The sequence below is a fragment of the Brachybacterium sp. SW0106-09 genome (assembly GCF_001293905.1).
In the GTDB taxonomy this organism is placed as follows: Bacteria; Actinomycetota; Actinomycetes; order Actinomycetales; family Dermabacteraceae; genus Brachybacterium; species Brachybacterium conglomeratum.
Genome location: NZ_BCAK01000006.1, coordinates 121,007 through 146,016 on the forward strand (window position 1 = coordinate 121,007; position 25,010 = coordinate 146,016).

The following is a 25,010-nucleotide window of genomic DNA, read 5'->3' on the forward strand; positions in this document are numbered from 1 at the left end:
CATGCGTATCGAGTTCGGCTGGTCCCTGGACGGTGCGGCCTGGGCCGACGGCGGCGGGGCCGCGGGCATCGCGCGGCTCGGCCCGCGCGGCCTGGTGCAGCTGCTGCAGGGACGGCTGGGGCTGACGCGGCCCGCGGTCGAGCCGGCGGTGCGGGTGGCGCAGTACCTGCGGATGCTCGAGGAGCACCCCCAGCCCTGGCCCGCGCGGTCCTTCGCGGTGGATCCGTGGAGCACCGCCGCGCAGCTGCTGCGCTGGCGGGATGCCGCGATCGAGACGGGCTGGCGGCCCGATCGGAGCGTGGGGCCGCTGCCGGAGCGGCTCGCGACGCTGCGGGAACTGGAGCGGGTCGCGGAGGTCGGCGTGGCCGGGACGCTCGCCCCGTCGGGCGGGGACGACCTGCACGAGATCGTGGAGCTGCTCGAGGAGGCGGGCGGGGCCTGGCCGCTCGGGATCGAGGAGATGGTCCTCGCGGAGGAGCCGGAGGCGCTGCCGGGGATGTGGCCGCGCCTGCTGGGGCTGCTGGAGGCGGCGGGGGTGCGGCTGGTGGCGGTTGCCGCCGCGCGCGAGGGGACGCCGCGGGTGAGTGTCGTCGAGGCGCTGGACGAGTGGACGGCGGCGGATGCCGCCGCACGGTTCCTCGCCGCGGATTCCGCCGCCGCGGTGCTCGCCTCGGCGGACACGGACGTGCTGGATCGTGCGCTGCACCGGCGGGGCATGCCCGCGATCGGCGCCGTCGGCCCCTCCCGTGACCGGGCCCACCACCAGGTCCTCGGCCTGTTCCTGGACGTCGCGACCGCGCCCGTGGACGTGCACCAGCTCGCGGCGCTGCTGGACCTGCGGGTGCTGCCCGGCGCCGAGGCGGAGTCGGAGCCCGTCGGCCTCGTGCCTGCGCTCGCCCGGCGCGAGCTGCTGCGCGCCCTCGGCGCCGAGCCCGGCGTCGGCGGACCGGCCTGGCGCGCGGCGCTCTCCCGGATCGGCGAGCGCGGGCACGAGCGCGCGATCGAGGCGGCCCGGGTGATCGACCGGCTGGTCCGCGATCCGCTGCCGGGTGATGCTCTTCGGCCTCGCGCGATCGCCGAGCGGCTGGACTGGCTCGCGGAGCGGCTGCGCGCCGTCGGGCGCGGGGACGGGGATCTCCTGGCGAGTCTCACCCAGGTGCAGGTGCTGCAGCGGGTGCTCGGCATGCTCGCCCCCGAGGCGCCCCTCACCCGGCGCACGCTGCAGCAGGTCATCGACAGCTGCGGCGGCTCCGGTCCCTCGCCGCGCGCGGTGCGCGAGGTGTCGGATCGGCAGGTCACGACCTCTCCCGCCCAGGTGCGCGGCGGCGCCGTGCTGTGGTGGGGGCCGAGCTCCGACGACGCCCCGCGCACGCAGCGCTGGGACCCGGCCGAGATCGCCGCGCTCGCAGCGGGCGGGGGGCGCGTGCTCTCCCCCGCGCAGCATGCGGCCCTGCAGGTCGATGCCGCGCTGCGGGGTCTGCGGCGGGCCGAGGAGATCGTCGTCGTGCTGCCCGGGAGGCGGCTCGAGGAGGTGCCGGGGCCGAGCGGCCTGCTCGCGCATCTCGGCGCGGGTGACCGGCTGCGGCCCGAGGAGCTGATCGAGGACGGACGGTGGACGCTCGCGGGGAGGTCGCTGGAGGTCGTGGCACCTCCGCAGGAGGAGGAGCCCGCCGCGCCGCCGACGGAGCACCGGATCGCGCCGGCCCCGCACCTGCTGCCGCGGAAGCTGTCCTTCACCCAGGTCTCCTCGCTGCTCGCCTGCCCGCACCACTGGGCGCTCGAGTACGCGCTGGACGTGCGGCCCGCCGACGTCGCGGTGCTGCCGACGGGGGCGCGGATGATCGGCACCCTCGTCCATGCCGTGGTCGAGACGCTGGTCGAGAAGCGCTACGACCCGGGCCTCGGCGGGACCCCGCTCGACGCCCCGTCGGCCGAGGAGATCGGTGAGGTGCTGGACCGCCTGGTGCCCCAGCTCGCCTCCGAGCTCGACCTGCCCGGACGCGCGGCCGCGCGGGAGGACGTGCGCGACCGGGCCGTGCGCTCGGTCGGGGCGCTGTTCTCCGGGGCCGCCGCCGCAGGACTGCGGATCACCGGGACCGAGACCCGCTTCGAGCTCCCGCTGACGCTGATGCTGGCCGACGGCGAGCGGACCGTGCCCTTCGTGGGCAGCCGCGACGTCGACGCGATCGCGGCCGACGGGCGGCGCACCGTGCTGGACCTGAAGTGGTCCCGCAGCCGCAGCCGCTACGGCGACCTCTTCGACACCTCCGAGGCGATCCAGCTCGCCTCCTACGCCTGGGCCCTCGCGCAGGAGCACCCTGGCGAGCAGCCCGCCGACGTCGGCTACTTCCTGCTGCGCAGCGGCGAGTTCGTCTCCGCCGATCCGGCGCTGGACCCCCACGACCGCGCCCCGATGGACACCGGCGAGGCCTGGCGGCGCATGCTCGCCGCCGTCACCGCACGGCTCGACGAGGTCGCCGACGGACGGATCCGCTGCGGCTGCCGGGAGCTGCAGGAGCGGACGGGTCTGGACGCCTCGGCGAGCTGGTCGGCGAGGTCGAGCGCGCTCACGAAGGCGCGCGCGGCCGAGCGGGAGGCCGGCGGGCTCCTCGTCGAGGAGCACTGCGGGACCAGCGAGCACGCACAGCTGTGCGGGACGACGGGAGCGATCCGATGACCTCGACCTTCACCCTGATCAACGCCTCGGCCGGCTCCGGGAAGACCCACACCCTCACCCACCAGATCGCCGACCGGATCGCCCGCGGGCTCGACCCCTCGCAGCTCATCGCGACGACCTTCACCACCAAGGCCGCCGCCGAGCTGCGCGACCGGGTGCGCCGCACCCTGCTCGAGACCGGGCAGGTCGACGCCGCCCGCGCCGTGGACAGCGCCCTGATCAGCACCGTCAACTCCGTCTCCGGGGAGCTGCTGCGGGAGTTCGCGCTCGACGCCGGCATCTCGCCCGACGTGCAGGTGCTCGACGAGGACCGGCAGAAGGCCGCCTTCCGCGCCGCGATCGACGAGACCGCCGCGGAGGCCGGGGCCCGGGCCGCGGACCTCCTGGCCCGCACCGAGCACGACGGCGAGGAGGAGCCCGAGATCTCCTGGGGCGCCTCCCCCTCGTGGCGGGGCCATGTGCGGGACCTCGCCGGTCGGGCCCGGACGAACCTGCTCGATGCGGAGGCGCTGCGCCGCGCAGCGGAGGCGTCGTTCGAGGAGTACCGGGCGGCGGCGCTGCCGGAGGCCGCGGAGGCGGATCGGCGCGAGGCGTGGCGGTCCGAGCTCGCCGCCGCGGTGCAGGGGCTGTGGGCGCAGGTGCGCAGCTCCGAGGCCGGGGACGGGCCGTTCACGGAGAAGGGCGCGGGCACCGTGCGCAAGCGCCTCAAGACCCTCGACGGCCTGCTGCGGGACGTGGCGCGGCTCGAGCGAGCGCCGTGGAGCGTGTGGGCCAAGGTCGCCAAGGTCGCGGAGGGCAAGGCCGGGGACCCCGATGCGAAGGGGTACGTGTACAGCAAGGACGTGGACCTCGCCCTGATCGGGGTCGCGTCGAGGATCGCCGAGGAGCTGCTGGCGAACCCGGCCCTGCAGGAGGACGTGCGCGCCCTGATCGCGCTGGTCATGGACACCGCCGCCGAGTCCCTCGAGGCGTACCAGCGCTTCAAGGACGAGCTGGGGCTGATCGACTTCATCGACCAGGAGGTGCGCACCCTCGAGCTGGTGCGCAGCAGCGGACGGGCCCGCGAGGTGATCCGCGACCGCTTCCACCTCCTGGCCGTCGACGAGTTCCAGGACACCTCCCCCGTGCAGCTCGCCCTGTTCCTCGAGCTGTCCCAGCTGATCGACGACAAGATCTGGGTGGGCGACCCGAAGCAGGCGATCTACGGCTTCCGCGACGCGGACCCCTCCCTCATGCTCGGGATCATCGAGCGGATCGAGGCGGGCACCGCCGGGCTCGGGGACGCGGAGGTGCTGGACCTCAAGCACTCCTGGCGCTCGCAGGAGCCGGTGCTCGACCTCGTCACCGCGGTGTTCCCGCAGGTGTTCCCCGACCTGCCGCGCGAGCGCGTGGTGACCACCGCGGCCCCGGAGGCGGTGGCGCGTCGGAGCGAGACGGGGCACCGTCCCGGGCGGCTCGAGGCCTGGGTGCCGGAGGTGCCGAAGAAGCTCACCTACCCGCAGCACGCGACCGCGATCGCCGACGGGGTGCTGGAGCTGCTGCGCGAACCGGGCACCTCCCCCGCCGACGTCGCCGTGCTGGTCCGCTCGAACCGTCGGGCCCAGGACGTCATCGCCGCGCTCACCGAGCGGGGCATCCCCGCCTCCGGCGAGGGCCGGCCGATCCTCGCCACCCGCGAGGGACGCCTTGTCCGCGCCGCGCTCGCGGTCACCCTTGACCTCAGCGACACCCTCGCCCTCACCGAGCTGGTGGACCTGCTCCCGGACCACGCCGCGCACCGGACCTGGTTCGCGGACCTCGCCGCCCGGCCCGACCGGGAGGCGCGGAAGGGGCTGTTCGACCAGTGGTGGCGTGACCCGGTGCTGGACGGGCTCCGCGACCTGCGCGAGCAGTGCATCTCCCTCTCCCCCGTCGAGATGATCACCGCGCTCGTGGACGCGCTCGACCTGCCCGAGCGGATCCGTGCCTGGCCCGCCCCCGACCAGCGCCTGCGCACCCTCGACGCGCTGCGCGCCGTGGCCGGTCAGTACGCGGACCGGGCCCGCGCGGACTCCGCCCCGGTCACGCTGACCGGGCTGCGGATCGCGGTGGACGCGGTCGACCGCGGCCCCGACCTCACCGGCACCCCGGACACGGTGTGGGTGGGCACGATCCACGGCGCGAAGGGTCTGGAGTGGCCGCACGTCGTGGTCATGCTCGACCACGACCCGAGCGAGCGGTCGCAGACCTCGGGCGCCTTCGTGGTGCCGGCGGTGGAGCTGGATGTCTCCGCGCCGCTCGCGGGACGGACGCCGCGCTACTGGCCCGCGCTGCTGACCTCGCAGGTAGCGCTGCAGGAGGGGCTCTCCGCCTCCGCGCATGCGCTGCGGCGCACGGACCGGGAGCGGGAGGAGTCCGGGCGCCTGCAGTACGTCGCCCTCACCCGCGCCGCCGACGTCACCGTGCTCAGCGGCGACGGCTCGGCGCCGGTGCTGGACATGCTCGTGCCCGCGGCGCACGAGGATGCCTCGCCCCTGCTGTCCTGGAGCGTCGGCGGCGACGGGATCGCGGTGCGGGACGGAGGGGTGCTGCCCGCCGTGGTGCGGGCCCCCGCCGGGGTTCTCGTGGAGGGGGCGGAACGCTTCGATGCTCGGCGAAGTGCTCTCGCGGCGAGCGATCTCGTCGGCGCGCGGCCGCGAGAGGCGCATGTCGCCGCCCGCTTCCAGGCCTCCGGTGTGGGCTCCGAGGGCGTCGCCGGGACGGTCTCGGAGCCGCGACGGATCGGGCGGCGCCTCGTCACCGGCGGCGGCCCGCAGTGGGAGCGCGTCGGCGAGGCGATCCACGCCTATCTCGCGATGCCGCTCGCGCACCTCGATGACGCGCAGCGCCGGGCGGCCGCGGCGCGGCTCGTCGAGCGATGGGCGGTCGCCCGGGCCGTCGAGCCGTCGGTGCTGATCGAGGCGGGCGAGGCCTGGGCAGGGTTCCTCGCCGCGGAGCTGCCCGGCGCGGAGGAGCTCACCGAGCAGCCGATCACCTGGTGGAACGAGGACGACCAGGTGATGGAGGGCTGGATCGACACGCTGCTGCGCCTGCCGGACGGGCAGGTGGTGCTGGTGGACCACAAGAGCTACCCCGGGGACCACCCGGTGGAGCACGTGCGGGAGAAGTATCTGGGGCAGATGGCGACCTATGCGCAGGCTCTTGCGGCGGCGGGGATTGCGCCGTCGCGCGTGCTGATCCATCTGCCGCTGCGCGGCGAGGTGGTCGAGGTGGAGCTCGGAGCAGCCGATGGGTAGCCGGTCGATGCACACTGAGCTGAGCGTCGAGCGGGCGGTCGACGCGGCGCGGGCCCTGCTGGACGAGGCGCTGCGCAGCGGGAGCCGACGGATGCTGGGCATCGCCGGAGCGCCCGGGGCGGGGAAGTCCACCCTCGCCGCGCGGCTCGCCGAGCAGCTCGGCACGCAGGCGGTGCTGGTGCCGATGGACGGCTTCCACCTCGCCGACGTCGCCCTCGCGCGCCTGGGGCGGCTCGCGCGGAAGGGCGCGCCGGACACCTTCGACGCCGGCGGCTATGCGGCGCTGCTGCAGCGCCTGCGCACCGCCCGGCCGCAGGATGCGCCGGTGTGGGCGCCGATGTTCGAGCGGGAGCTCGAGCAGCCGCTCGCCGGGGCGATCGAGGTGCGCGCCGAGGTGCCGCTGGTGATCACCGAGGGGAATTACCTGCTGCTCGAGGACGGGCCGTTCGCGCAGGTCCGGACGATGCTGGATGCCTGCTGGTTCGTCGAGGTGCCGGAGGAGCTGCGGCGCGAGCGGCTGATCGCTCGGCACGAGCGCTTCGGGAAGCCGCCGCCTGCGGCGCGGGACTGGGCGCTCGGGCCGGACGAGGACAACGCCCGCCTGGTCGCGGCGACCCGCGACCGGGCGGACGTCGTGGTGGGGGTCAGCTCCGCTCGATGACCGTGCGCACGAAGGCGGTCGAGCGCTCCTGGAGTCCGGCGATCCTCTGCTCGCGGTGATACGCCAGCAGCGCCGGATCCTCCGAGCGGAGCTCGAAGGAGCTCGGCTCCCGGCGCACGTTGCGCGAGCAGCGGAAGTCCGCGCAGATCGCGGTGCCGACGGTGTTGCCGCGTCGGCCGGGCGCGCCGGCGAGCGGGGCGACGAAGCTCGCCGCGTGCACGCCGTCGACGATGTCCTCGCACCACGCGCACAGCATCTTCTTCGCCGGGGGGTTGTCCGGGCCGCGCAGCAGCAGCACCGCGACCTCCCCGTCGAGCTCGAGGGCGACGTAGTGATGGCGCGGCTTCTTCGCGTCCTGCCAGCCGAAGTAGTCGAGGCGGGAGAAGTCGATCTGGTCGAGGTCGGGGGTCATCGCGCGCTTCGCCTCGCCCTTGGAGGCGTTGACGAAGGCGTCGCGGAGCTGGGATTCGGTGAGGGTGTTCATTCGGGGTCCTCGCAGAGGGCACGCTCCCGCGTCGGGGCGTGCTGGGGTCGGGGGTGGTCATCGCGGCGCGCTCGAGGGCGCGCGGGCTCAGACCGAGCAGGCCGCTCGGGCCGCCTCGCTCCCTGCATGCGCGGTGGGCATGCCGACTCCTCTCCGTGCGTGGACGGGTGCCACGGTACGCTCACCGCCGTCCGGACGCGAGGTGATATCCCTCAGGTCACCCGGCGACCCTCAGGCGATGATGCGGTCGAGCTCGGCGCGCTCCTCGTCGGACAGCTCGAGGGTGAGCGCTTCGGCGGAGTCGGTGATCGAGAGTTCGCCCCGGGGAGCGAGTGATGCCGCCCTTCGTGGCGGTCAGCTCTCGACCTTCCTCAGCGCCGAGCCCTTGTGCGCGGCGACATGGTCGGTGCGGTCGCTCTCGATCTCGTACTGCGGCTCGTCCTGGCTCGCGCGGCGTCGATGCCCCTTGTAGTCGAAATCTGCGGTGTGGACCTTCGTGATCGTGCCGCTCACACGGCCGGCCTCGGAGTTCCAGCTGACGTGGTCGCCGACGGCGAACTCGGTGCTCATGCTTCCTCCTGTGCTTCCGGTGGATAGATCACGGTGCCGTCCTCGCGGACGACGGGACGGGCGCCCCAGGCGCCCAGCTCGTGCTCGACGGGGGCGGCGCCGGCGCGCAGGTGCACGACCTCCCAGCCGCGTGCGACGAGGGTGTTCGAGATCAGCAGCCGGTGGCAGCGCCAGGGCATCGGCTCACCGCACATCACTGCCACGTGATGCTCCGCGGCGAGCGCGGTGAGCTGCGCGATCCCGGCCTCGTACTCCTCGCCGAGGGTGTGGTCGGCGTAGTTGCGGAAGCTCGTGTTCTGCCAGCCCGCGTTCAGCTCCGGGTCCACGTCCCGCTGTTTCGGACGGCGCCCGGTGAGCTCGGCCAGGCGCCGGTAGCGGATGCCCGCCTCACCCAGCCAGCGGGTCATCTCCTCGGCGTCGAACTGGGGGCTGCGGCGGGAGCCGGGGAGGCGGCGCACGTCGACCAGCTCGTCGATCTCCGCGCTGCGGAGGGTCTCGAGCACGACCTCCTCGGGGCAGGTCCAATGCCCGATCGTCCAGATCGTGCCGGCCATCGCGCCTCCTTTCGTCTGCCTCCATCATGCCTCGGCGCGGCTCTCCAGCGGGCGGATCGTGAGCCCTCCCCTGCCCCGGCCGCCGCCGGTGATCGGCTCAGCCCCGCCCGGGCCGCGGCAGCAGGGCGACGGAGAAGAACACGGCCGCCTGCGCGTCGCGGGCGCGGTAGCGGTAGGGGCCGGGGGAGGCGATCCGCGCGGAACCGCCGGCCTCGATCACCTGCAGCCCGTCGGCGTCGTCGATCTCGAGGGCGCCCTCGATGACGTGGTGCATGATGCCGGGCAGGGCGATGCCGGAGCCGCCCTCGTAGCTGTCCTCCCCCAGCAGCTTCCACTTCCAGGTCTCGACCGACATTGCGTCGGTGTCCACGGCGCCCAGCAGCACCGCCCAGCTGCCGGCGTCGGTGGACCAGATCTCCACGCCGTCGGGGGCGTCGTCGGCGCCGACGCCCATCAGCGCGGCGAAGGTGGTGCCGAGCCCGGCGGCGATGCGGTCGAGGATCGCGACGGAGGGGTTCGCCTGGCCGAGCTCGATCTGGGTGAGCATGCGGCGGGAGACCTCGCTGGCCTCGGCGAGCGCGCCGACGGAGAGGTCCAGCTCCTGGCGGGCGGCGCGGATCCGCTCGCCGAGCCGCTCGACCACGGCTGGGCGCATCCCACCGCTCATCGGGGCCTCCTGGTCGCTCGGGCGTTCCGTGCCCGGAAGCCTATCGCCGACCGGGGTGACGGGAACTATATTGCGCACCCTCGGCGTTGCGCACTATGTTGCGCAGGAGCGGCCGGTGCGCCCCGCCGCCCCCTCTCCCCTGCGCCCCGAAGGAGGTTCCCAATGACCGCGCCCGCTCCCGCGCCCGCGACCCCCGCGACCGTCCGGCCCGAGTCCCGTCTGCTGCGCTGGTTCGGCTCGTACGGGACCTTCGCGGTGCCGCAGGCCGCCGCGCCCATCGCCTTCTCCCTCATCGCCCTGCCGCTGACCGGCAGCGCCTCTGCCGGCGCCGCGATGATGCTCGCGATGACGATCGCGCAGGTCCTCGGCGCGGTCCCGCTCTCCCGGCTCGGCCGACGCTTCGCCCCGGTCCCCTTCGTCCGCGCGCTCATCGGCCTGCGCACGCTCGCGCTGATCGCGATCGCGGTGCTCGCCGGGATCGGCGCCCCCTTCGCCCTGGTCGTCGCGGGTGCGGCGCTCGCGGGACTCGTCAACGGCGCGGCCTACGGCACGCTGCGCTCGGTGCTCAACCACCTCGTGCCCGCCAGCCGACTGCCCCGCGCCCTTGGCATCGCGGCCACGCTGAACGAGGTCACCTTCGTGGCCTCGCCGGTGATCGCCGCCGCTCTCGGCGGGATCTCCCCGCAGCTCGCCGCCTGGGCGATGGTGCTGCTGGGCGCGGCGCCGCTGCTCCTGCTGCCGTCGATCCCCTCGGCCACCGCGCCCGGCCCCGAACAGCGCGGCAGCGCGCTGCGCCTGAGCCCGATGATCGTGCTGTGGCTGGTGTGCGGCGGGGCGAGCGCCGCCTCGATCGCCGCGATCGAGATCGGTGCGGTCTCCCTCGCGGTCTCCTTCGGCATGCCGGCTGCCTGGGGTGCACTGTTCCCCGTCGCGATCTGCGTGACCTCGGTCGCGGGCGGCGTGTGGGTGAGCATCCACAACCGCGAGCCGCGCCGCCGCACCGTGCTGGTGTGGCTGGGCGTGACCGCGCTCGGCGTCGCCGTGGTGGGACTCGGTCACTCCGCCGTGGCGACCGTCATCGGCGCGCTGCTGGTCGGCGCGGTGCTCGCACCGCTGGCGACCTACTACTCCCTGGTGCTGGACCGTCTCGTCGCCCCCGAGCACCGCGCCGAGGTGTTCGCCCTGCTGCGCACCGCGAACGCGCTCGGGATCATCACCTCCTCGGCGCTGATCTCACTGGCCTCCCTGGAGGCGACCTTCACCGTGGTGATCGCGGTGATGGGCGTGGTGCTGGCGGTGACCGGGGCGGTGTTCACCTCCGGCTGGGTGAAGGCCCGCCGCCGGCGCCTTGCCCGCGAGGCCGCCGAGGCGCGGGCGCACGGCGAGGCCGCGGACACGATGGATCAGCAGAAGGGGGCCTCCAGCGGCACGCGCTGAGGCTCAGCGCCGCGCCGTGCCGCTGGAGTCCCGATCCTGCAGTCGGGAGCGTGATTCAGCCGAGCCAGTGGCCGAGCGGGAAGGCCTCCCCCGTCCCGTCGGCCGTGGGGATCGCGACCGGCAGCTTCCCCCGCGCCTTGACCTCGCCCGCGAGCACGCCGGCGAGCGCGCGCAGGGAGGCGTCGGCGTTGCCGTAGGCCGCGAGCGAGGCGGCCACCTCCCCCACGTGCACCACGTCGTAGGGATTGCGCAAGGAGGCGTGCACGACGGGCGTGCCGGTCGCGGCGAGCGCCTCGACCAGTGCGACCTGGGCGGCCGGGGTGGTGAAGCCGGAGGACGAGGTGAGCACGAGGACCGCGTCGACCGCGGACGCGGCCTCGGCGGCCTGCTCGGGCGTCGCGCCGGCGAGCGCTGTCGCGGCATGGCCCAGCGAGGTCAGCGCGTCGACCACCACCTCGAGCTTCGCCGCGGTGGCGGAGCCGGTGACCAGCACCGTCGCTCCGTCCGCGAGCGGGAGCGCGCCGTCCTCGGCGGTGATCAGGGTGATCGAGTCCTCGGCGATGCGCTCCGCGGTCGCGAGCGCACGGGAGGTGCCGATCGCGCCCTCGGCCCGGGCGGCGTCCACGTGCACGTCGTCGAACAGGCCGCGGCGCAGCTTCTGGGCCAGGATGCGCCGCACCGACTGATCCAGCCGCTCCTCGGTGATCTCCCCGCTCGCGACCGCGTCGCGCACCCCGCCGATCGCGACGACGAGGTCCGGCGGCATGAGCATCTGGTCGGCGCCGGCGAGGATCGCCTCGACCGGGACGCGGTCGTCGCCGAACAGGGTGCGCACGCCCTCCATCGCGAGGGAGTCCGTGACGATCACGCCCTCGAAGCCGAGCTCCTCGCGCAGCAGCCCGGTGAGGATCGGGCGGGAGAGCGTGGCGGGGACGCCGGAGTCGTCGAGCACGGGCACCACGATGTGCGCGGTCATGATCGAGTCGATGCCCTCCTCGATCGCGGCGACGAATGGCGGCAGGTCGAGGGTGTCGAGCTCCTCGCGGGTGTGGTCGATGACCGGCAGGCCCAGGTGGGAGTCGGTCGCGGTGTCGCCGTGGCCGGGGAAGTGCTTGGCGGCGGCGGAGCAGTCCGCGCCCTGCAGGCCCTTGATCTGGGCGACGGCGAGGCGGGAGACCGCGCGGGGGTCGGCGCCGAGGGAGCGCACCCCGATCACGGGGTTCTGCGCCTCGACGTTCACGTCGACCACCGGGGAGAAGGCCTGGTGGAGGCCGGCGGCGCGCATCTCGCCGCCGACGATCTCCCCCGCCTTGCGGGCATGGGCGCGGGAGCCGGTCGCCCCGAGCGCCATCTGCCCGGGAAGCGGGGTCGCGGGGGCGGGCAGGCGGTAGACGACGCCGCGCTCCTCGTCGGCGCTGATGATCAGCGGGACCCCGCCGCTCTCGAGCGCCGCGTCCTGCGCGTCGTTGGAGAGCGTCGCGACCTGCTCGATGCTCTGGAGGTTCTCGCTCCACACGAAGTAGATCAGCCCGCCCACGTGGTGGGTGCGGACGATCTCCGCGATCGTGTCCACGCCGGTGGTGGAGGTGTTCGAGGCGTGCGTCTGGTCGGCGCGGGAGCCGTAGCCGACGGCGACGAAGAGCTGGCCGATCTTCTGCTCGACGCTCATGCCGGCGAGGATCTCCTCGATCCGGTCGGCATGCCCCTTCGAGGGCGCGGCCTGGGCGGCGACGGGCAGGGCGACAGCGGCGCCGGTGCCGGCGAGGGCCGCGGCGAAGGCGCGGCGGGAGAGGGATGACATGGGGATCTCCTGGGGTTCTCGGGACGTCGGCGTGATCAGTACAGGCGGTAGCGCTTGGTGGTGACCTCGAAGCGCCTCGCCTCGCGGCGCCAGGCCGCGACGATCGCCTCGGGGGATTCGCCGTCCTCGAGCATCTGACGGGTGCGCTTGGTGCCGGTGAGCTTGTCGATCCAGCACACGTCGTCCTCGGTGCGGCAGTCCTCGCCCTCGCGCCAGTCGACCTCCTCCACCGTGCGCAGCAGCGCGGCGATCACGTGGATGCCGGTGCGGACGGGCTCGTAGGCGGCGGCATCGGTGACGTGCAGCTGCAGGCCGCCGCAGAAGACGCCCGCGTGCTTGGAGGTGGTGGGGGTGGCGAACATCGGCCGGTAGAGCACGCCGGGCAGCTCGGCGGCGCGGAGGGTCTCCATGATCTGGTCGACCTGGGCCTCGGTGATGAAGGGGGCGCCGAACCAGAGGAAGGGCGTGGTCGTGCCGCGGCCCTCGGAGATGTTCAGCGACTCGATCAGCCCCGTGCCGGCGTAGACCACGGCTGTGTCCGGGGTGGGGATGTTCGGGGAGGGCAGCACCCAGGGCAGCTCCTGGACGGGCGGCGCCTCCGGGTCGTAGCCGCTCATCTCGACCACCTCGAGGGTGACCTCGCCGTTCAGGAACTCGCCGTTGAACAGGCGGGCGAGCTCGCCGACGGTGAGGCCGTGGGTCTGGGGGATCTCGCGCAGCCCCACGAAGGAGGACAGCTCCGGCTCGAGCACGAACCCCTCGATGTCGGTGCCCAGCGGGTTCGGCCGGTCCAGCACCACGAACCGCTTGTCGTTCTCGCCCGCGGCCTGCATCGCGTAGTAGAGGGTCCAGATATAGGTGTAGAAGCGGGCGCCGATGTCCTGGATGTCGAAGACGAGCACGTCGACGTCGGCGAGCATCTCCGGGGTGGGCTTCTGGGTCGCGCCGTACAGGGAGCGGACCGGCAGTCCGGTCTTCTCGTCGATGTAGTCGCCGACGGCGCCACCGGCGGGCTCGGCCCCGCGCACCCCGTGCTCGGGCCCGAACAGGGCGGTCATGGTGAAGGCGCCGGTGCCCTGCGCCTCGACCAGGAGGTCGATCGTGGAGCGCAGCGCGCGGTCCGCGCCGGTGGGATTCGTGATCAGGCCGACGCGCTGGTCGCGCAGGGTCTCGAGGGCGGCGGGCTCGAGGAGGTTCTCGACGCCCAGGCGGAAGTCCCCGTCGACCCTCTTCCCCCGGGAGGGGGCGGCCTGGGGGGAGGCGGCGCCGGCGAGGACGGCGCCGGCGGGGAGCGCGCCGAGGGAGGCGAGCACGCGGCGTCGCCCCGGTCGGGCCGACTGCGCGGCGGGATGGGGCGAGGGTGCAGGGTTCACGGGGGACCTCCGTCGTCGTCGTCGGATCGTGGCGCACAGGCGCGATCAACCACGCTACCGGGGCGCGGTGCGGGTCACAACCGATTCGGGGAGGTCCGAGGCAGGTGTCAGGAGAGCTCGGCGGGGCCCGTCCCCCAGCGGCGCTTGAGCTCCGCGACGTGGAGGTGGAGCTCGGCGGGCATGTCCACCGAGGGGTCCACGAGCCACTGCACCTGGAGCCCGTCCATCAGGGAGATGGTGGTGCGGGCGAGATGGCCGGGCGGGGCGTCGGCCGCGATCTCGCCGGTGCGCTGCCCCTCGCGCACGGCATCCTCGAGCAGGGCGAGCGAGACCTCGAAGTGGCGGAGCATCCAGTCGTGGGCCGGATGGTCCGGGCCGACGGCCTCCCCGATCACGGTGGTGTACAGGGCGACGAGCTGGCGGCGTCCGGCGTTGACGCGGGCCAGCTCGACCAGCCCGTCGAAGACGGCCCAGGCACCGGCGCCCTCCGCAGCGGGGAGGGTGTCGATGGAGTCGCGATGGTCGAGGACTGCGCCCAGCAGCGCGGCCTTCGAGGGGAAGTGGTGGGCGAGGCCGGAGGGGGAGATCCCGGCGGCCTCGGCGACCTGCGCCATGGAGGTGGCGGCGTAGCCGTGCTCGGCGATGAGGTCGATCGCGGCGCCCAGCGCCGCCTCGCGCACCACGGAGGAGTCCTGGCCGCGGGGCCTGCCGGGTCGTCGGCGGCCGGGGCGGGGCTCCGTCGTGCTCATGGCGCTCCTTCGAGAGGGTCGAAGGACAGTGTTCCACGAGCCGGGAGGAGCCCCGCCCTCAGAGGCCGGCCGTCACTTCACGCCGCGGATGAACATCGTCAGCACGGCACCGATCACTGCGGCGACCAGCGCGGCGACCAGCAGCGCCGTGAAGTCGGTGCCGCCGCCGAGGTTCGCCAGCAGGAAGCCGCCGAAGGCGGGGGCGAGGGACTGCGGGAGGGCGTTGGCGATGTTGAACACGCCCATGTCCTTCCCGGCCTGCTCGCGGTCGGGCAGCACCTCGAGGACGAGTGCGAGGTCGACGGCGATGTAGGTGCCGTACGCGAGGCCCATGATCGCCTCGACCACGTAGAAGGCGGTGACGGTGTCGGCGTGCAGGAGCAGGTAGGTGGCCAGGCCGAAGATGAGGATCGAGGCGGCGACGAGGATCTTGCGCCGGCCCAGCAGGTCCGAGAGCCAGCCGGCCAGCAGGCTCGCGACCATCGAGGTGACGGTGTAGATGGTCACGCCGGTGGCGACGGCCAGGGTCGCGGAGCCGGCGTCGAGCCCGAGGTGGTTCTCCATGTACAGCAGCCGGAAGGTGGTGAACATGTAGGAGGCGAGGATGATCGTGAAGCGCCCGCCCCAGGCGAGACCGAAGTCGGGGAACTTCACGGGGTTGCGCCAGAAGGTGAGGACGAGCTCGCGCAGATTGAAGGGCAGGCGGTTCTCGCGCAGCACGGGCTCGGGGAGCATGAACGCGAAGATCAGCACGAGGACCATGCCGATCAGACCCGGGCCCAGGAACAGGGCGAGCATGTTCCCGGCGAAGGCGGAGGCGAGCCAGGTCGCGATCATGACGGCGAGGTTGCCGGCGATGCCGACCAGGCCGGAGGCGCGGCCGTACTGCGCGGGCGAGAGCTGATCGGCGATCGAGGCGACGTAGGCGGCGAGCGCCAGGTTGCCGGCGGCCTGGGCGAGGAACCAGCCCACTGCCATCAGCGCCGCACCGGGGGCCAGGGCGATCAGGGCGAGGCCGACGAGCATGCCGAGGGCGCCGACGATCAGCCAGGGGCGACGGCGGCCGAAGCGGCTGGTGGAGCGGTCGGAGATGCGGCCGCCGAGGGCATTGAAGATGACCGCGGCCAGCGCCCCGGGCGCGACGGCGAAGGCGGTGATCGAGGCGGCCTCCGCCGGGCTGCTCGCGAGCTGGCTCGCCTTGATCTGGATCGACACGGTCGCCGGCCCCATCAGGGCGATGAAGATGCCGAGCTGGCCCAGCATGATCCCGAGCACGAACCACCAGGGGCGCGGCTTGTCGAAGGCGATCCCGAGATGCGGGATCGGCAGCTTCGGGCCGATCAGGTTCGGGCTGCCGACGGGGTCGATCGTCGGGTCGGGGGCGAATCCCGGGGCGGGCGCCTGTGTGCTCACGCGGACTCCTTCGTCTGGCCGAGGCCCGCCGTCCGCGCTGCTGTGCGGGATCGTGGCGTGGCCGTGCCGGACATCATTAGTGGACGCCTTCTAATACGTCGACCAGATCTTGACCAGTGGTTGTTTTGTGTGGCTGACGAGAAGTCGTCGCCTGGGCAGACTCCTGGACGGCGTGCGGGAGATCACAGAGGCGGCGTCGGAGGATCGGGCGTGCAGCGGCACGGCGAGGAGCCCGGCGGGGTGGCGTCGGCAGAATGGGGACTCCAGCGGCACGGCGAGGAGCTCAGCGCCGCGGCGTGCCGTGAGAGTCCCCTTCCTGCAGGCCGGCCCCGCCGATGCGCTGCCCACGATGCACGCGCCGCCTGATCAGCGTGTCCAGCGCTCCCGTGGTCTCCTCCCAGCGGAGCCAGATGTCCTCCCAGGTCAGCCGCAGCACCAGGCAGCCTTCGATCAGGGCTGCCCGATCCCTCGACCGGTCCGCGTAGTACCGGGACCGCTCTACGTGGTGACGGACGCTGTCGCACTCGATGACGAGACGGTCGCCGACCAGCAGATCCACCCGCCCTCCCTCGAACACGGCCACCTGCTCCCGCACGCGCACCCCGCGCCGCTCGAGGTACCGACGCACCCGGGTCTCGGACCCGGAGCCCGCGAGCGCGCTGACCCGACCGATCGCACGCCGTCGACGGGCGGGTGCCTCGGCGAGCAGGAGGTCGACCTGCGAGGGGACGAGCAGCCGGCGCTCGAGGGCCGATTCGAGGAGCACCGCAGCGGAGTCGGCATCAAGGCAGGTGAGGGCGTGGGAGAGGGCCACCTCCAGCGGCAGCACCGGCTCGTCATCCGGCCAGCGGCGAATCACCGGACGATGCCTCGAGACGACCCCGTCATGCTCCCCCCCTCGTGGGGCGGCGGGAAGTCTCGTGCACATCGGGACCGAGGTCCGGCGTCCACAGCCCGAGGATCCGCGCGGCCGAGAGACAGGTCAGGCGATTGCCCCGGAAGAGCGCACCGGCCACGTCGTCCGGGGTCTCGGCGGTGCCGAACCAGCCGCCGCCGTATCCGCGCAGCGCCCCGTCGGCGACGAGGCGCTGCTGCCGGTGCCGGGAGATGCCGGCCCCTCGCAGGTCCGCGGTGGTCCAGACGTGCAGGCGTCGGCGGAGCGGGGAGCGCGGATCCATTCCCGGAGCGTCCCCGGATCTCGATCGCGACGGGGCCGGCAGGCGAGAGATGTGGACGGGGCGGCGTGGGGAGGAACGGCGGGCCCCTGCAGAAAGGGGATTCCAGCGGCACGGCGAGGAGCTCAGCGCCGCGGCGTGCCGTTGGAGTCCCGTTTCTGCTGACCGGGTGCGGGGCGAGGTGAACGGTGTGGGTGCGGGGTGGGGTGAACGGTGTGGGGGCGGGGTGGGGTGAACGGTGCGGGCGCGGGGTGGGGTGAACGGTGCGGGCGCGGTGCGGGCGGGGGTGCGCCGACGGTCAGGCGGCGCGGAGCCCCGTGGCGAGGTCGAGGAGGTGGTCGAGCACGCCCTCGCCGCTCGCGCGCAGGCCGTTGTGCTCGTACTCGCTGGTGACCCAGGTGCGCAGGCCGGGCAGCAGCGCGGCGGTGGTCATCGAGTGCTCGCGGGGGACGTAGGCGTCGTCGTAGTAGACGGCGGCGGCGCCGGGCACCTCGGCCGCGCGCAGGGCCTGCTCGTCGTAGAGGCGGGGCCACTCGTGCTCGGCGAGCAGGTCCGCGGCCTCGGCCCACACGGCGAGCTCGGGGTCCTCGGCGAACAGGTCGCGGTGGATGTGCTCGCCGGCCAGGAGCGTCGGGTCCTCCGCGACCGCGGCGGGCATGGTGCGGTCCGCGGCCCAGCGGGTGGCGACCCCGTCGGCCCAGCAGCTCTCGTGGATCACCGCGTACAGCGGGTTCCGGCCGGAGAAGGGCAGGGCCGCGGCGAGATCGTGGGCGAAGGCCGGGGAGGCGGGGTCGAGGTCCAGCAGGAGGTGGAGACGCTCTGCGCCCTGGGAGGCGCCGAGCAGGTGGTCGAGACGGCGCAGGGACTCGACGCCGATGTGCCTCCCGCCCGGGGCGCGCAGCCGGCCCGCGGCGGCCTCGTCGGCCAGGCGGCGGAAGCGGTCGCGGTCGCCGGGGAAGCGGGCCCAGTACCTCTCGGAGCGGGCGATCATGCCCTCCCACGTCGTGGCGTAGACCTGGTCCATGTGAGGGCCGACGGTGGGGAGACCGCCCGTGAACAGGGCCTTCTCGACGCTGCCCGCGGCGGCGGAGAGGTAGCGCAGGGTGGTGAACCCGCCGAAGGACTGCCCCAGCAGCGACCAGCGCGGAAGGTCCAGCGCCTCGCGCAGCAGCTCGGCGTCCGCGACGATCGCGTCGGCGCGGAAGAAGGCGAGATAGCGGGCCTGCTGGGCGGGGCTCGCCTCGCGCAGGGTGCGGGCGCCCGGGATCGCGCCCTCGGGAAGCGGGGCGTCGGGGCCGACGGGGGTGGAGCGGCCGGTGCCGCGCTGGTCGAGCATGAGCACGCGGTGCTCGCGCAGGGCGCGCGGCAGCCAGGGCGGGGAGGCGGGGTCCAGTGGTCTCGGAGCCTCGGAGCCGGGCCCGCCCTGGAGGTAGACGAGGACGGGGAGGTCCTCGCCGCCGGGCCGGGTGACGAGGCGGGCGAAGAGCTCGATCGAGGGCCCGGCGGGGTCGGCATGGTCCAGCGGGACGGGGAGGGTGAGGTCGGCGAGCGCGAGGCCCGGCAGGGTCCAGTCGGTGCGTGCGGGGCAGGCGGTCTCAGCGGTCATCGGGATTCCTGGGGGTCTCGTCGTCGCGGGTGGTGGTGCCGGGGAAGTATTCCCAGTCGAAGCGGTGCAGGCGGCCGGGGCGGTCGCCGCGCTCGACGGCGCGGTCCACGACCACCCCGGACAGGCGCGCGAAGACGTCGTCGACGCCGTAGTAGCTGATCGGGCCGAGCAGCTCGGCCTCGGCGGGGACGTCGCCGATGGCGATGATCTCGAACTCCCCCGGGACCTCCACCCCGGCCCGCGCCGCGGCGAGGCGGAGCGCGACGGCCTGGTAGCCGGTGTAGCAGAGGACGGCGGAGGGGCGGTCGGGGCCGTTCAGCCAGTCCAGGGCGATCTCGAAGGTGCCGCGGGTTCCCTCCGGGGTCAGGCGCATGTGCTGCTCGACCGGGCCGTCGTCGTGGACGGCGACGGCGTCGACGAAGGCGGCGACGCGGGGCACGCTGAGCACGCCGCCGGGGCGGGAGCGCAGATCAGGGGCGAGGAGGTGGACGCGGTCGTGGCGGGCGCGGAGGCGGGCGTAGGCGTGGTGCACGGCGGGGACGGGGCTGGAGCTGACCACGTCGAAGCGCTCGGGCTCCATCTGCGCGCTGAAGGCGACGAGGCCGCTGCGGGTGCGGTCGGAGAGGCTGCGCACGCGGCGCGGGCCGTCCTGCTCGAGGTCGATCGCGGTGAGCAGCGCGGCGTCGGCCTCGGCGCCGAGGAGGTGCTCGTACCAGCGCGGGTCGGTGAGGACCAGGGTGGACAGGCCCGTGCAGAGCGCGTCCTGGCGCACCTGGCTGGTGAGCTGGACGCCCCACGGATCACCCAGGCTGCTGAGCGCCAGGACGACGCCCCCGCCCCGGCTCGCGGCGACCGGGGGCGCGACGTCGTCGTCGTTCGCTGCGACCACCGGGATGCACCTCCGCACCAAACGGGCATTGCGGTCGAAATGACCACAAGGTAGCAGAGTATACGCTGGTCACAGCGATGTCCCGTTCTTCGTCGCAGAGCCCTCGCACGAGGTCAGGCGATCGCGCCCCCGCTCAGCCAGCCGATCGCCGGCCCGGCGGTGTTCAGCAGCAGGATCACACCGATGATCCCCACCGTCCAGGAGAAGGCGCCGCTCGCGTGGCGCACCGCCCCGTCGTGGACCCGCTCGAGGAATCGGTCGCCGCGCTCCCCCAGCAGCACCCGCGCACCGCACAGCAGGAGCGCCGGCAGGATCATCACCGCGCAGTAGCCGACGAGCACGAGCGCCCCGCGGGGCAGGCCGATGCCCATGTCCGCGATGATCCCGAGCGCTGCGAGATAGGGGATCATCGAGGCCGCCTCGATCAGGCCCGCTCCGAGGGCGAGGGGGACCAGCGCGGAGGGCCGTCCCGAGGCGCGGCGGGCGCGGGCGGTCCATCGCCGCGCGGACGCCTCCGGGTCCCCGCCGCGCTTGGCGATGGCCTTCGGGTCGAGTCGGAAGGACCACCACAGCAGGGCCGCCCCGGCGGCGGCGAGCAGCACCATGGTCTGCGGGGCCGCGAGCAGGTGGCCGAGGCGCTCCATGAGCGGGAGCAAGCCGGCGAGCAGTGCCACGCCGAGCAGCAGGTAGAACACCCCGATCACCGCGAGGTACAGCAGCGTGCGCCCGGCGACGCGGCGGGCCCCGCCCTCCCCCACCACGAGCAGGACGAGGGGGATGACGAGGGTGCCCATCGAGGTCGAGTCGACGAGGGCGAGCACCACGAGCCCGAGCGGGCCGGCGAGGGAGGCGAGCTGGTCCATGGCTCCATCGTGCGCGGCGGGGAGCGCGCCGGTCCTCCTCCCTTGGGACGAGACCCGGCGGAGGCCGGGGGCCGGGCGGGCGGGGCCGCGTAGGCTCGCCCCATGCCCGCCGACGTCCGCGCCGACGCCTCCGCCGCCCCCGTCACCGCCGCCGTCGGTGCGCCGCGCATCACGGGGCGCGACCTGCTGACCGCGGGGATCTATGCGGCGCTCGTCGTCGGGCTGGCCCTCTCCGGGGTCTCGAACTCAGGGTTCCTCGGCGAGGGCGCGCAGTGGTCGCGCGGGGTCTCGGTCGCGCTGCTGCTGGCGGCGTGCGCGAGCCTGTGCTGGCGACGCAGCCGCCCGCTGGTGCCCTTCGTCGTCGCCGGGCCGCTGGCGACCGCGGAGATCATCGGCGGCGGGCAGATCTCCGCCTACTTCCTGCTGTTCGAGGCGCTGTTCGTGCCGGTCATGCACGGCTCGCGACGGGTGGCGCGCACCTGCACCGCGATCTCGATCGCCGCCGCAGCGGCCGCGATGCTCGCGGCGCTGCTCGGGGGCCTGCCGGGACCGGCGGTGTTCCTCGTGGCGATGATCGCGGGGCTGATGGCGAGCACGCCGCTGCTGTGGGGCTGGGAGGTGCGCCATCACCGGGAGGCGCGCGGCGCGGCCGAGCGCCTGGCAGGCCTCGAGCACGAGCTCGCCGCGAGCCGGGCCGCCCAGGCCGTCGAGGCGGAGCGGCGCTCGATCGCCCACGACCTGCACGACGTCATCGCCGGACATCTCAGCGCCGTCGCCCTGCACTCCTCCCTCGCCGCCTCGCTCGAGGACCGCGAGGCGCGGGAGAGCTCCCTGACCGCCTCCCGCTCCTCCGCCCAGGCCGCGCTGCGAGACCTGCGCTCGATGATCGGGGTGCTCGCCGACGAGGGCACCGGCACCCTGCCGAGCGCCACCCTGGACTGGCCCTCCCTCGCCGCACGGCTGCGGGCGCGGGACCCATCGGCCCAGGTCGAGATCGCGCCCGCGCTCACCGATCCCGCCCGGGTGGGGCCCGCGGTGCAGGCCGCGGCGCTGCGGATCGGGGCGGAGGCGGTGACCAATGCGGTGCGTCACGGCCGAGCGCCGATCCGGCTCACGGCGGGAATTCGGGAGGGCGCAGTGCGGATCGAGCTGGTCAACGGCCGCGACGGTGCGGAGCCGCTGGGGGCCGGAATGGGTCGTGCGGCCCTCGCGCACCGGGCGCTCGCGGTCGGCGGGACGGCGAGCTCGGGCCCGGTCCCGGGCACCGACGGGCCCCCGGGGTGGCGCGTGGAGGCGGTGCTCCCGGTCGACGCATCGGGCGACCCGCCGGCCGAACCGCCCCTGACCGGCACGACTCTCACCGCCACGGAGGCCTCACCGCGATGACCGATCCGTCCCCCTCCCCTGCGGCGTCCGACCGCCCCTCCTCCGCTCCGATCCGGGTGGTTGTCGCCGAGGACCATCCCGCCGTGCGCTCGGGGATGGTCGCGCTGCTGGGCTCCGCCCCGGACATCACCGTGGTCGCGGAGGCGGCCGACGGGCCCGCCGCCCTCGAGGCCGCCCGCGCCCACCGCCCCGACGTGGTGCTCACCGACGTGCGGATGCCCGGGGCGACCGGCATCGAGATCACCCCGCGGCTGCGGGAGACCGGGGCGAGCGTGCTGGTGATCTCCGGCTTCGACCTCGACGAGTTCGTGCTCGGCGCGCTCGCGGCGGGGGCCGACGGCTATCTCGTGAAGTCCGAGGACCCGCAGCGGATCCTCGCCGCGGTGCGGGACGTGCACCGCGGCGACGCGGTGCTCTCGGCGGCCGCGACCCGCACCGTGCTCGCGGCGCTGCGGGGCCGGGAGGGCGGCGCAGCCGACGAGGCCCCGCCCGTCGGCCCGGCGCCCGCCACCCCGGAGCCCGCGCTCACCGGCCGGGAGGAGGACGTGCTGGCGCTGGTCGCGCAGGGGCTGACGAACCAGCAGATCGCCCGCGAGCTGTTCGTCGAGATCACGACCGTGAAGTCCCATCTCTCCCATGCGCTGATGAAGCTGGGCCTGGACTCCCGCGTGCAGGCGGCGCTGTGGTGGCAGCAGCACCGAGGCTCCTGATCGTCCCTGCCCAGCCGCCCCTCTGTCCCTGATATCACGGTGACGAGAAGCAGGGCCGCATGGGACGATCGGTGCGGGCCCGGACCTCGTCCGCCGCCCCTCCGACGGGTGGCCTCCGGTCCCGGCCCGTCGGACCGCACTCGACGAAAGCGCGCCAGCCATGCACGCCCCCTCCCCCACCCCGACCGGTGAGCTGCCCGCCGTGGACGCCGGCCCCTCGACCTCCGCCCCCGAGCCCGCCGCGACGACCCGGGTCACGCCGATCATCGCCGTGCTCGTGGTCTCCGCCTTCGTCATGATCCTCAACGAGACGCTGCTCTCGGTCGCGCTGCCGGTGCTGATGGAGGATCTGTCGATCACCGCCGTGACCGCGCAGTGGCTCTCCACCGGCTTCATGCTCACCATGGCCGTGGTCATCCCGACCACCGGCTTCCTCATGACGCGCCTGTCGGTGCGCTCGGTGTTCCTCCTGGCGATGGCGCTGTTCCTCGCCGGGACGGCGCTGGCCGTCATCGCGCCGAGCTTCCCCGTGCTGCTCGGGGCGCGCGTGATCCAGGCGGCGGGCACCGCGATGGTGCTGCCGCTGCTGATGACCACCGTCCTCGCGCTCGTCCCGCTGCGCTCCCGCGGCCTGGTGATGGGTCTGGTGGGCGTGGTGATCTCGGCGGCGCCCGCGCTCGGGCCGACGATCTCCGGCGCCATCCTCGCCCGCGGCTCCTGGCACCACCTGTTCGCGATGATGCTGCCGATCATCGTGGTCGCACTGGTGATCGGGCTGCTGTTCATCCGCAACTACACCGAGCCGCGCGCGGTGCGCCTGGACGTGCTCTCCGTGGTGCTCTCCGCGATCGGCTTCGGCGGCGTGATCTATGCTCTCGCCTCGATCAGCGCGATCGTCGACGGGCATGCGCGCCTGGTGCCGCTGCTCGCCGCCGCCGCGGGCCTGCTCTCCCTCGCGGTGTTCGCCGCGCGGCAGGTGCGGATGCGCGCGCGGGGCCAGGAGCCGCTGCTGGACCTGCGCCCGCTGACCGTGCGCACCTACCTGGTCTCCCTGCTGGTGATCCTGCTGTGCTTCGCCACGATGCTCGGCACCGTCGTGGCGCTGCCGCTGTACATGACCGGGGCGCTCGGCATGTCGACCCTCGCCGTGGGGCTGACGATGCTGCCCGGAGCGGCGGCCTCGGGGCTGCTCGGGCCGTTGGTCGGCGCGCTCTACGACCGGGTCGGCCCGCTGCCGCTGGTGCTGCCCGGCGCGGCGCTGATGGCGCTGGTGAGCTGGGCGTCGATGCTGCTGCTGGACGGCGACGCCACCCAGGGTCTGGTCATCGCGCTGAACGTGCCGCTCGGGATCGGCATGTCCATGGTGATGACGCCGCTGATGGCGCTGTCCCTCGGCGCGCTGCCGAAGGAGCTGTACGGCCACGGGTCCGCGATCCTCAACACCCTGCAGCAGCTCGCCGGGGCGCTCGGCACCGCGGTGTTCATCGCGCTGCTGACCCTCGGCGCGGCGGTCGCGGCGGAGTCCGGGGCGGGCGCCGAGCTCGCCCAGGCCTCGGGCGCGAACTGGGCCTTCGTCGCCGGCGGCGTGATGTGCTCGATCGCGGCGCTGCTCGCGACGACGCTGCGCCGGCCGCAGGCCGCCTGACCGCTCAGGCGTCGTCGGCCGTGGTGGTGCCGGGGAAGAAGCGCCAGTCGAAGACGTGCTTGGTCCCGGGCCGGTCGGTGCGGTCCACCGCCCGGTCCACCAGGATCCCGGCCAGCCGCGAGAAGACGTCCTCGACGCCGTAGACGCTGATCGGGCCGAAGAACTCCGAGCCGGCGGGGATGTCGCCGATCGCGACGAACTCGAGGTCGTCCGGGACCGACAGGCCCGCCCGCTCGGCCGCGAGCTGCAGCGCCACCGCCTGGTAGCCGGTGAAGCAGACGACCGCGCCCGGCCGGTCCGGGCCCGCGAGCCAGTCGAGCGCCGCGCGGTAGGTGTCGTGGCTGCCCTCGGGCACGACGTGCACGAGCGCCTCGGCGTCGTCGCCGTGGGCGCGGGCCGCCTCGAGGAAGGCACGGGTGCGCTGATGGGCGAGGACGCCGCCGGGCCGGTCGACCTCCGGGGCGAGCAGGTGCACCCGCTCGTGCCGTGAGCGCAGCCGCTGGTAGGCGCTGCCGATGGCGGGCAGCGGCGAGGAGGAGACCACGTCGAAGCCCTCGGGCTCCATCTGTGCGCTGAACGCCACCAGCCCCGTCTGGGTCGAGCCGGCCAGGCGCCGCATCTGCTCGGGCCCCTCGGGGACGAAGTCGATGCTGGTGACGAGGGCGGCGTCGGCGGAGGCGCCGAGGAGGTACTCGTACCAGCGCTCGTCGGCGAGGACCAGGGTGGACAGCTCGTGCGCCAGGGCCCGGTCGCGGACCCGGGTGGCGAGCTGCACGCCCCAGGGGTCCTCCAGAGTGCCCAGCGCCAGCACGATCCCGCCGCCGCGGCCGGTGCGCATGGCCTGCGCGTGCCGGTTGGGGACGTAGCCGAGCTGCTCCGCGGCGGCGCGCACCTTCGCCTTCGTCTCGGCGGAGCCCGCCGAGCGCAGTCCGCCGCGGCCCGAGAGCACGAAGGATGCGGTCGCGATCGAGACGCCGGCCTCGCGGGCGACGTCCGCGAGGGTCACGGGGCCGCGCGGCGGCCGACCGCCGTCGTCACTGGTCATGCGGCGGTCCTCCTCGGCACGTCTCCTCGC

Annotated in this window: 21 protein-coding genes; 7 read left to right on the forward strand and 14 right to left on the reverse strand. The window is 74.3% G+C overall.

Annotated features, from left to right (window positions below; all coding sequences use genetic code 11):
* Nucleotide 1: 1 nt before the first annotated feature.
* From Y09_RS04705 to Y09_RS04715, 3 genes are read left to right on the forward strand one after another with little or no spacing between them, the layout of a single operon-like run.
* Nucleotides 2–2,677, forward strand: a complete 2,676-nt coding sequence (locus Y09_RS04705; protein WP_053916484.1) for a PD-(D/E)XK nuclease family protein — start codon at nt 2–4, stop codon at nt 2,675–2,677.
* On the forward strand, nt 2,674–5,952 hold the full coding sequence (locus Y09_RS04710; protein WP_053916518.1) for an exodeoxyribonuclease V subunit beta: 3,279 nt from the start codon (nt 2,674–2,676) through the stop codon (nt 5,950–5,952). The genes Y09_RS04705 and Y09_RS04710 overlap by 4 nt, the downstream gene beginning before the upstream one ends.
* Nucleotides 5,953–5,959: 7 nt before the next feature.
* Nucleotides 5,960–6,613 (forward strand): nucleoside/nucleotide kinase family protein, encoded by a 654-nt coding sequence (locus tag Y09_RS04715; RefSeq protein ID WP_082358635.1) that lies wholly within the window; start codon nt 5,960–5,962, stop codon nt 6,611–6,613.
* Here the strand turns inward: Y09_RS04715 and Y09_RS04720 are convergent.
* The 4 genes from Y09_RS04720 to Y09_RS04735 form a co-directional block, all read right to left on the reverse strand.
* The gene (locus Y09_RS04720; protein WP_053916485.1) at nt 6,597–7,097 is read right to left on the reverse strand and encodes an FBP domain-containing protein; all 501 of its coding nucleotides are present in this window, start codon (nt 7,095–7,097) and stop codon (nt 6,597–6,599) included. The genes Y09_RS04715 and Y09_RS04720 overlap by 17 nt on opposite strands.
* A gap of 354 nt (nt 7,098–7,451) precedes the next feature.
* The gene (locus tag Y09_RS04725; protein WP_053916486.1) at nt 7,452–7,667 is read right to left on the reverse strand and encodes a DUF2945 domain-containing protein; all 216 of its coding nucleotides are present in this window, start codon (nt 7,665–7,667) and stop codon (nt 7,452–7,454) included.
* Nucleotides 7,664–8,221: a DUF488 family protein gene (locus Y09_RS04730; protein ID WP_053916487.1), complete on the reverse strand. Its 558-nt coding sequence runs from the start codon at nt 8,219–8,221 to the stop codon at nt 7,664–7,666. The genes Y09_RS04725 and Y09_RS04730 overlap by 4 nt, the downstream gene beginning before the upstream one ends.
* Nucleotides 8,222–8,318: 97 nt before the next feature.
* Nucleotides 8,319–8,888 (reverse strand): XRE family transcriptional regulator, encoded by a 570-nt coding sequence (locus Y09_RS04735; protein ID WP_053916488.1) that lies wholly within the window; start codon nt 8,886–8,888, stop codon nt 8,319–8,321.
* A gap of 162 nt (nt 8,889–9,050) precedes the next feature.
* Here Y09_RS04735 and Y09_RS04740 point away from each other — a divergent pair, with 162 nt between their 5' ends.
* A complete protein-coding gene (locus tag Y09_RS04740) occupies nt 9,051–10,325 on the forward strand; it encodes an MFS transporter (protein ID WP_053916489.1) in 1,275 nt (424 codons plus the stop codon).
* A 55-nt stretch (nt 10,326–10,380) separates the two neighbouring features.
* Here Y09_RS04740 and Y09_RS04745 read toward each other — a convergent pair whose 3' ends face one another.
* From Y09_RS04745 to Y09_RS04785, 9 genes are all read right to left on the reverse strand, one after another.
* Nucleotides 10,381–12,126 (reverse strand): glycoside hydrolase family 3 protein, encoded by a 1,746-nt coding sequence (locus Y09_RS04745; protein WP_053916490.1) that lies wholly within the window; start codon nt 12,124–12,126, stop codon nt 10,381–10,383.
* Between the two features lie 35 nt (nt 12,127–12,161).
* Nucleotides 12,162–13,499: an exo-beta-N-acetylmuramidase NamZ domain-containing protein gene (locus Y09_RS04750; protein ID WP_053916491.1), complete on the reverse strand. Its 1,338-nt coding sequence runs from the start codon at nt 13,497–13,499 to the stop codon at nt 12,162–12,164.
* A gap of 107 nt (nt 13,500–13,606) precedes the next feature.
* The gene (locus Y09_RS04755) at nt 13,607–14,248 is read right to left on the reverse strand and encodes a TetR/AcrR family transcriptional regulator (protein WP_053916492.1); all 642 of its coding nucleotides are present in this window, start codon (nt 14,246–14,248) and stop codon (nt 13,607–13,609) included.
* A gap of 72 nt (nt 14,249–14,320) precedes the next feature.
* Nucleotides 14,321–15,661 (reverse strand): MFS transporter, encoded by a 1,341-nt coding sequence (locus Y09_RS04760; RefSeq protein ID WP_053916493.1) that lies wholly within the window; start codon nt 15,659–15,661, stop codon nt 14,321–14,323.
* Nucleotides 15,662–15,944: 283 nt separating this feature from the next.
* Entirely contained in the window at nt 15,945–16,520 is a 576-nt protein-coding gene (locus Y09_RS17455; RefSeq protein WP_159419636.1) for an endonuclease domain-containing protein, read from the reverse strand.
* A gap of 25 nt (nt 16,521–16,545) precedes the next feature.
* Nucleotides 16,546–16,839 carry a hypothetical protein gene (locus tag Y09_RS04770; protein WP_053916495.1) on the reverse strand — a complete coding sequence of 98 codons (294 nt, stop codon included), beginning with the start codon at nt 16,837–16,839 and terminating at the stop codon, nt 16,546–16,548.
* A 295-nt stretch (nt 16,840–17,134) separates the two neighbouring features.
* A complete protein-coding gene (locus Y09_RS04775; protein WP_053916496.1) occupies nt 17,135–18,442 on the reverse strand; it encodes an alpha/beta fold hydrolase in 1,308 nt (435 codons plus the stop codon).
* Complete coding sequence (locus Y09_RS04780; RefSeq protein ID WP_053916497.1) at nt 18,432–19,331, reverse strand: substrate-binding domain-containing protein; 900 nt, start codon at nt 19,329–19,331, stop codon at nt 18,432–18,434. The genes Y09_RS04775 and Y09_RS04780 overlap by 11 nt, the downstream gene beginning before the upstream one ends.
* A 113-nt stretch (nt 19,332–19,444) precedes the next feature.
* The gene (locus tag Y09_RS04785) at nt 19,445–20,194 is read right to left on the reverse strand and encodes a GAP family protein (protein ID WP_053916498.1); all 750 of its coding nucleotides are present in this window, start codon (nt 20,192–20,194) and stop codon (nt 19,445–19,447) included.
* 102 nt (nt 20,195–20,296) lie between these two features.
* On the opposite strand from Y09_RS04785, the gene Y09_RS04790 reads away from it, so the two are divergent.
* The 3 genes from Y09_RS04790 (at nt 20,297) to Y09_RS04800 (ending at nt 23,935) form a co-directional block, all read left to right on the forward strand.
* Nucleotides 20,297–21,580: a sensor histidine kinase gene (locus Y09_RS04790; RefSeq protein ID WP_234695629.1), complete on the forward strand. Its 1,284-nt coding sequence runs from the start codon at nt 20,297–20,299 to the stop codon at nt 21,578–21,580.
* The gene (locus Y09_RS04795) at nt 21,577–22,290 is read left to right on the forward strand and encodes a response regulator transcription factor (protein ID WP_053916499.1); all 714 of its coding nucleotides are present in this window, start codon (nt 21,577–21,579) and stop codon (nt 22,288–22,290) included. Before Y09_RS04790 ends, Y09_RS04795 begins: the two co-directional genes overlap by 4 nt.
* Nucleotides 22,291–22,450: 160 nt before the next feature.
* Nucleotides 22,451–23,935 carry a DHA2 family efflux MFS transporter permease subunit gene (locus tag Y09_RS04800; protein ID WP_053916500.1) on the forward strand — a complete coding sequence of 495 codons (1,485 nt, stop codon included), beginning with the start codon at nt 22,451–22,453 and terminating at the stop codon, nt 23,933–23,935.
* Nucleotides 23,936–23,939: 4 nt separating this feature from the next.
* Here Y09_RS04800 and Y09_RS04805 read toward each other — a convergent pair whose 3' ends face one another.
* Nucleotides 23,940–24,980 carry a LacI family DNA-binding transcriptional regulator gene (locus Y09_RS04805; protein ID WP_053916501.1) on the reverse strand — a complete coding sequence of 347 codons (1,041 nt, stop codon included), beginning with the start codon at nt 24,978–24,980 and terminating at the stop codon, nt 23,940–23,942.
* Nucleotides 24,981–25,010 lie beyond the last annotated feature (30 nt).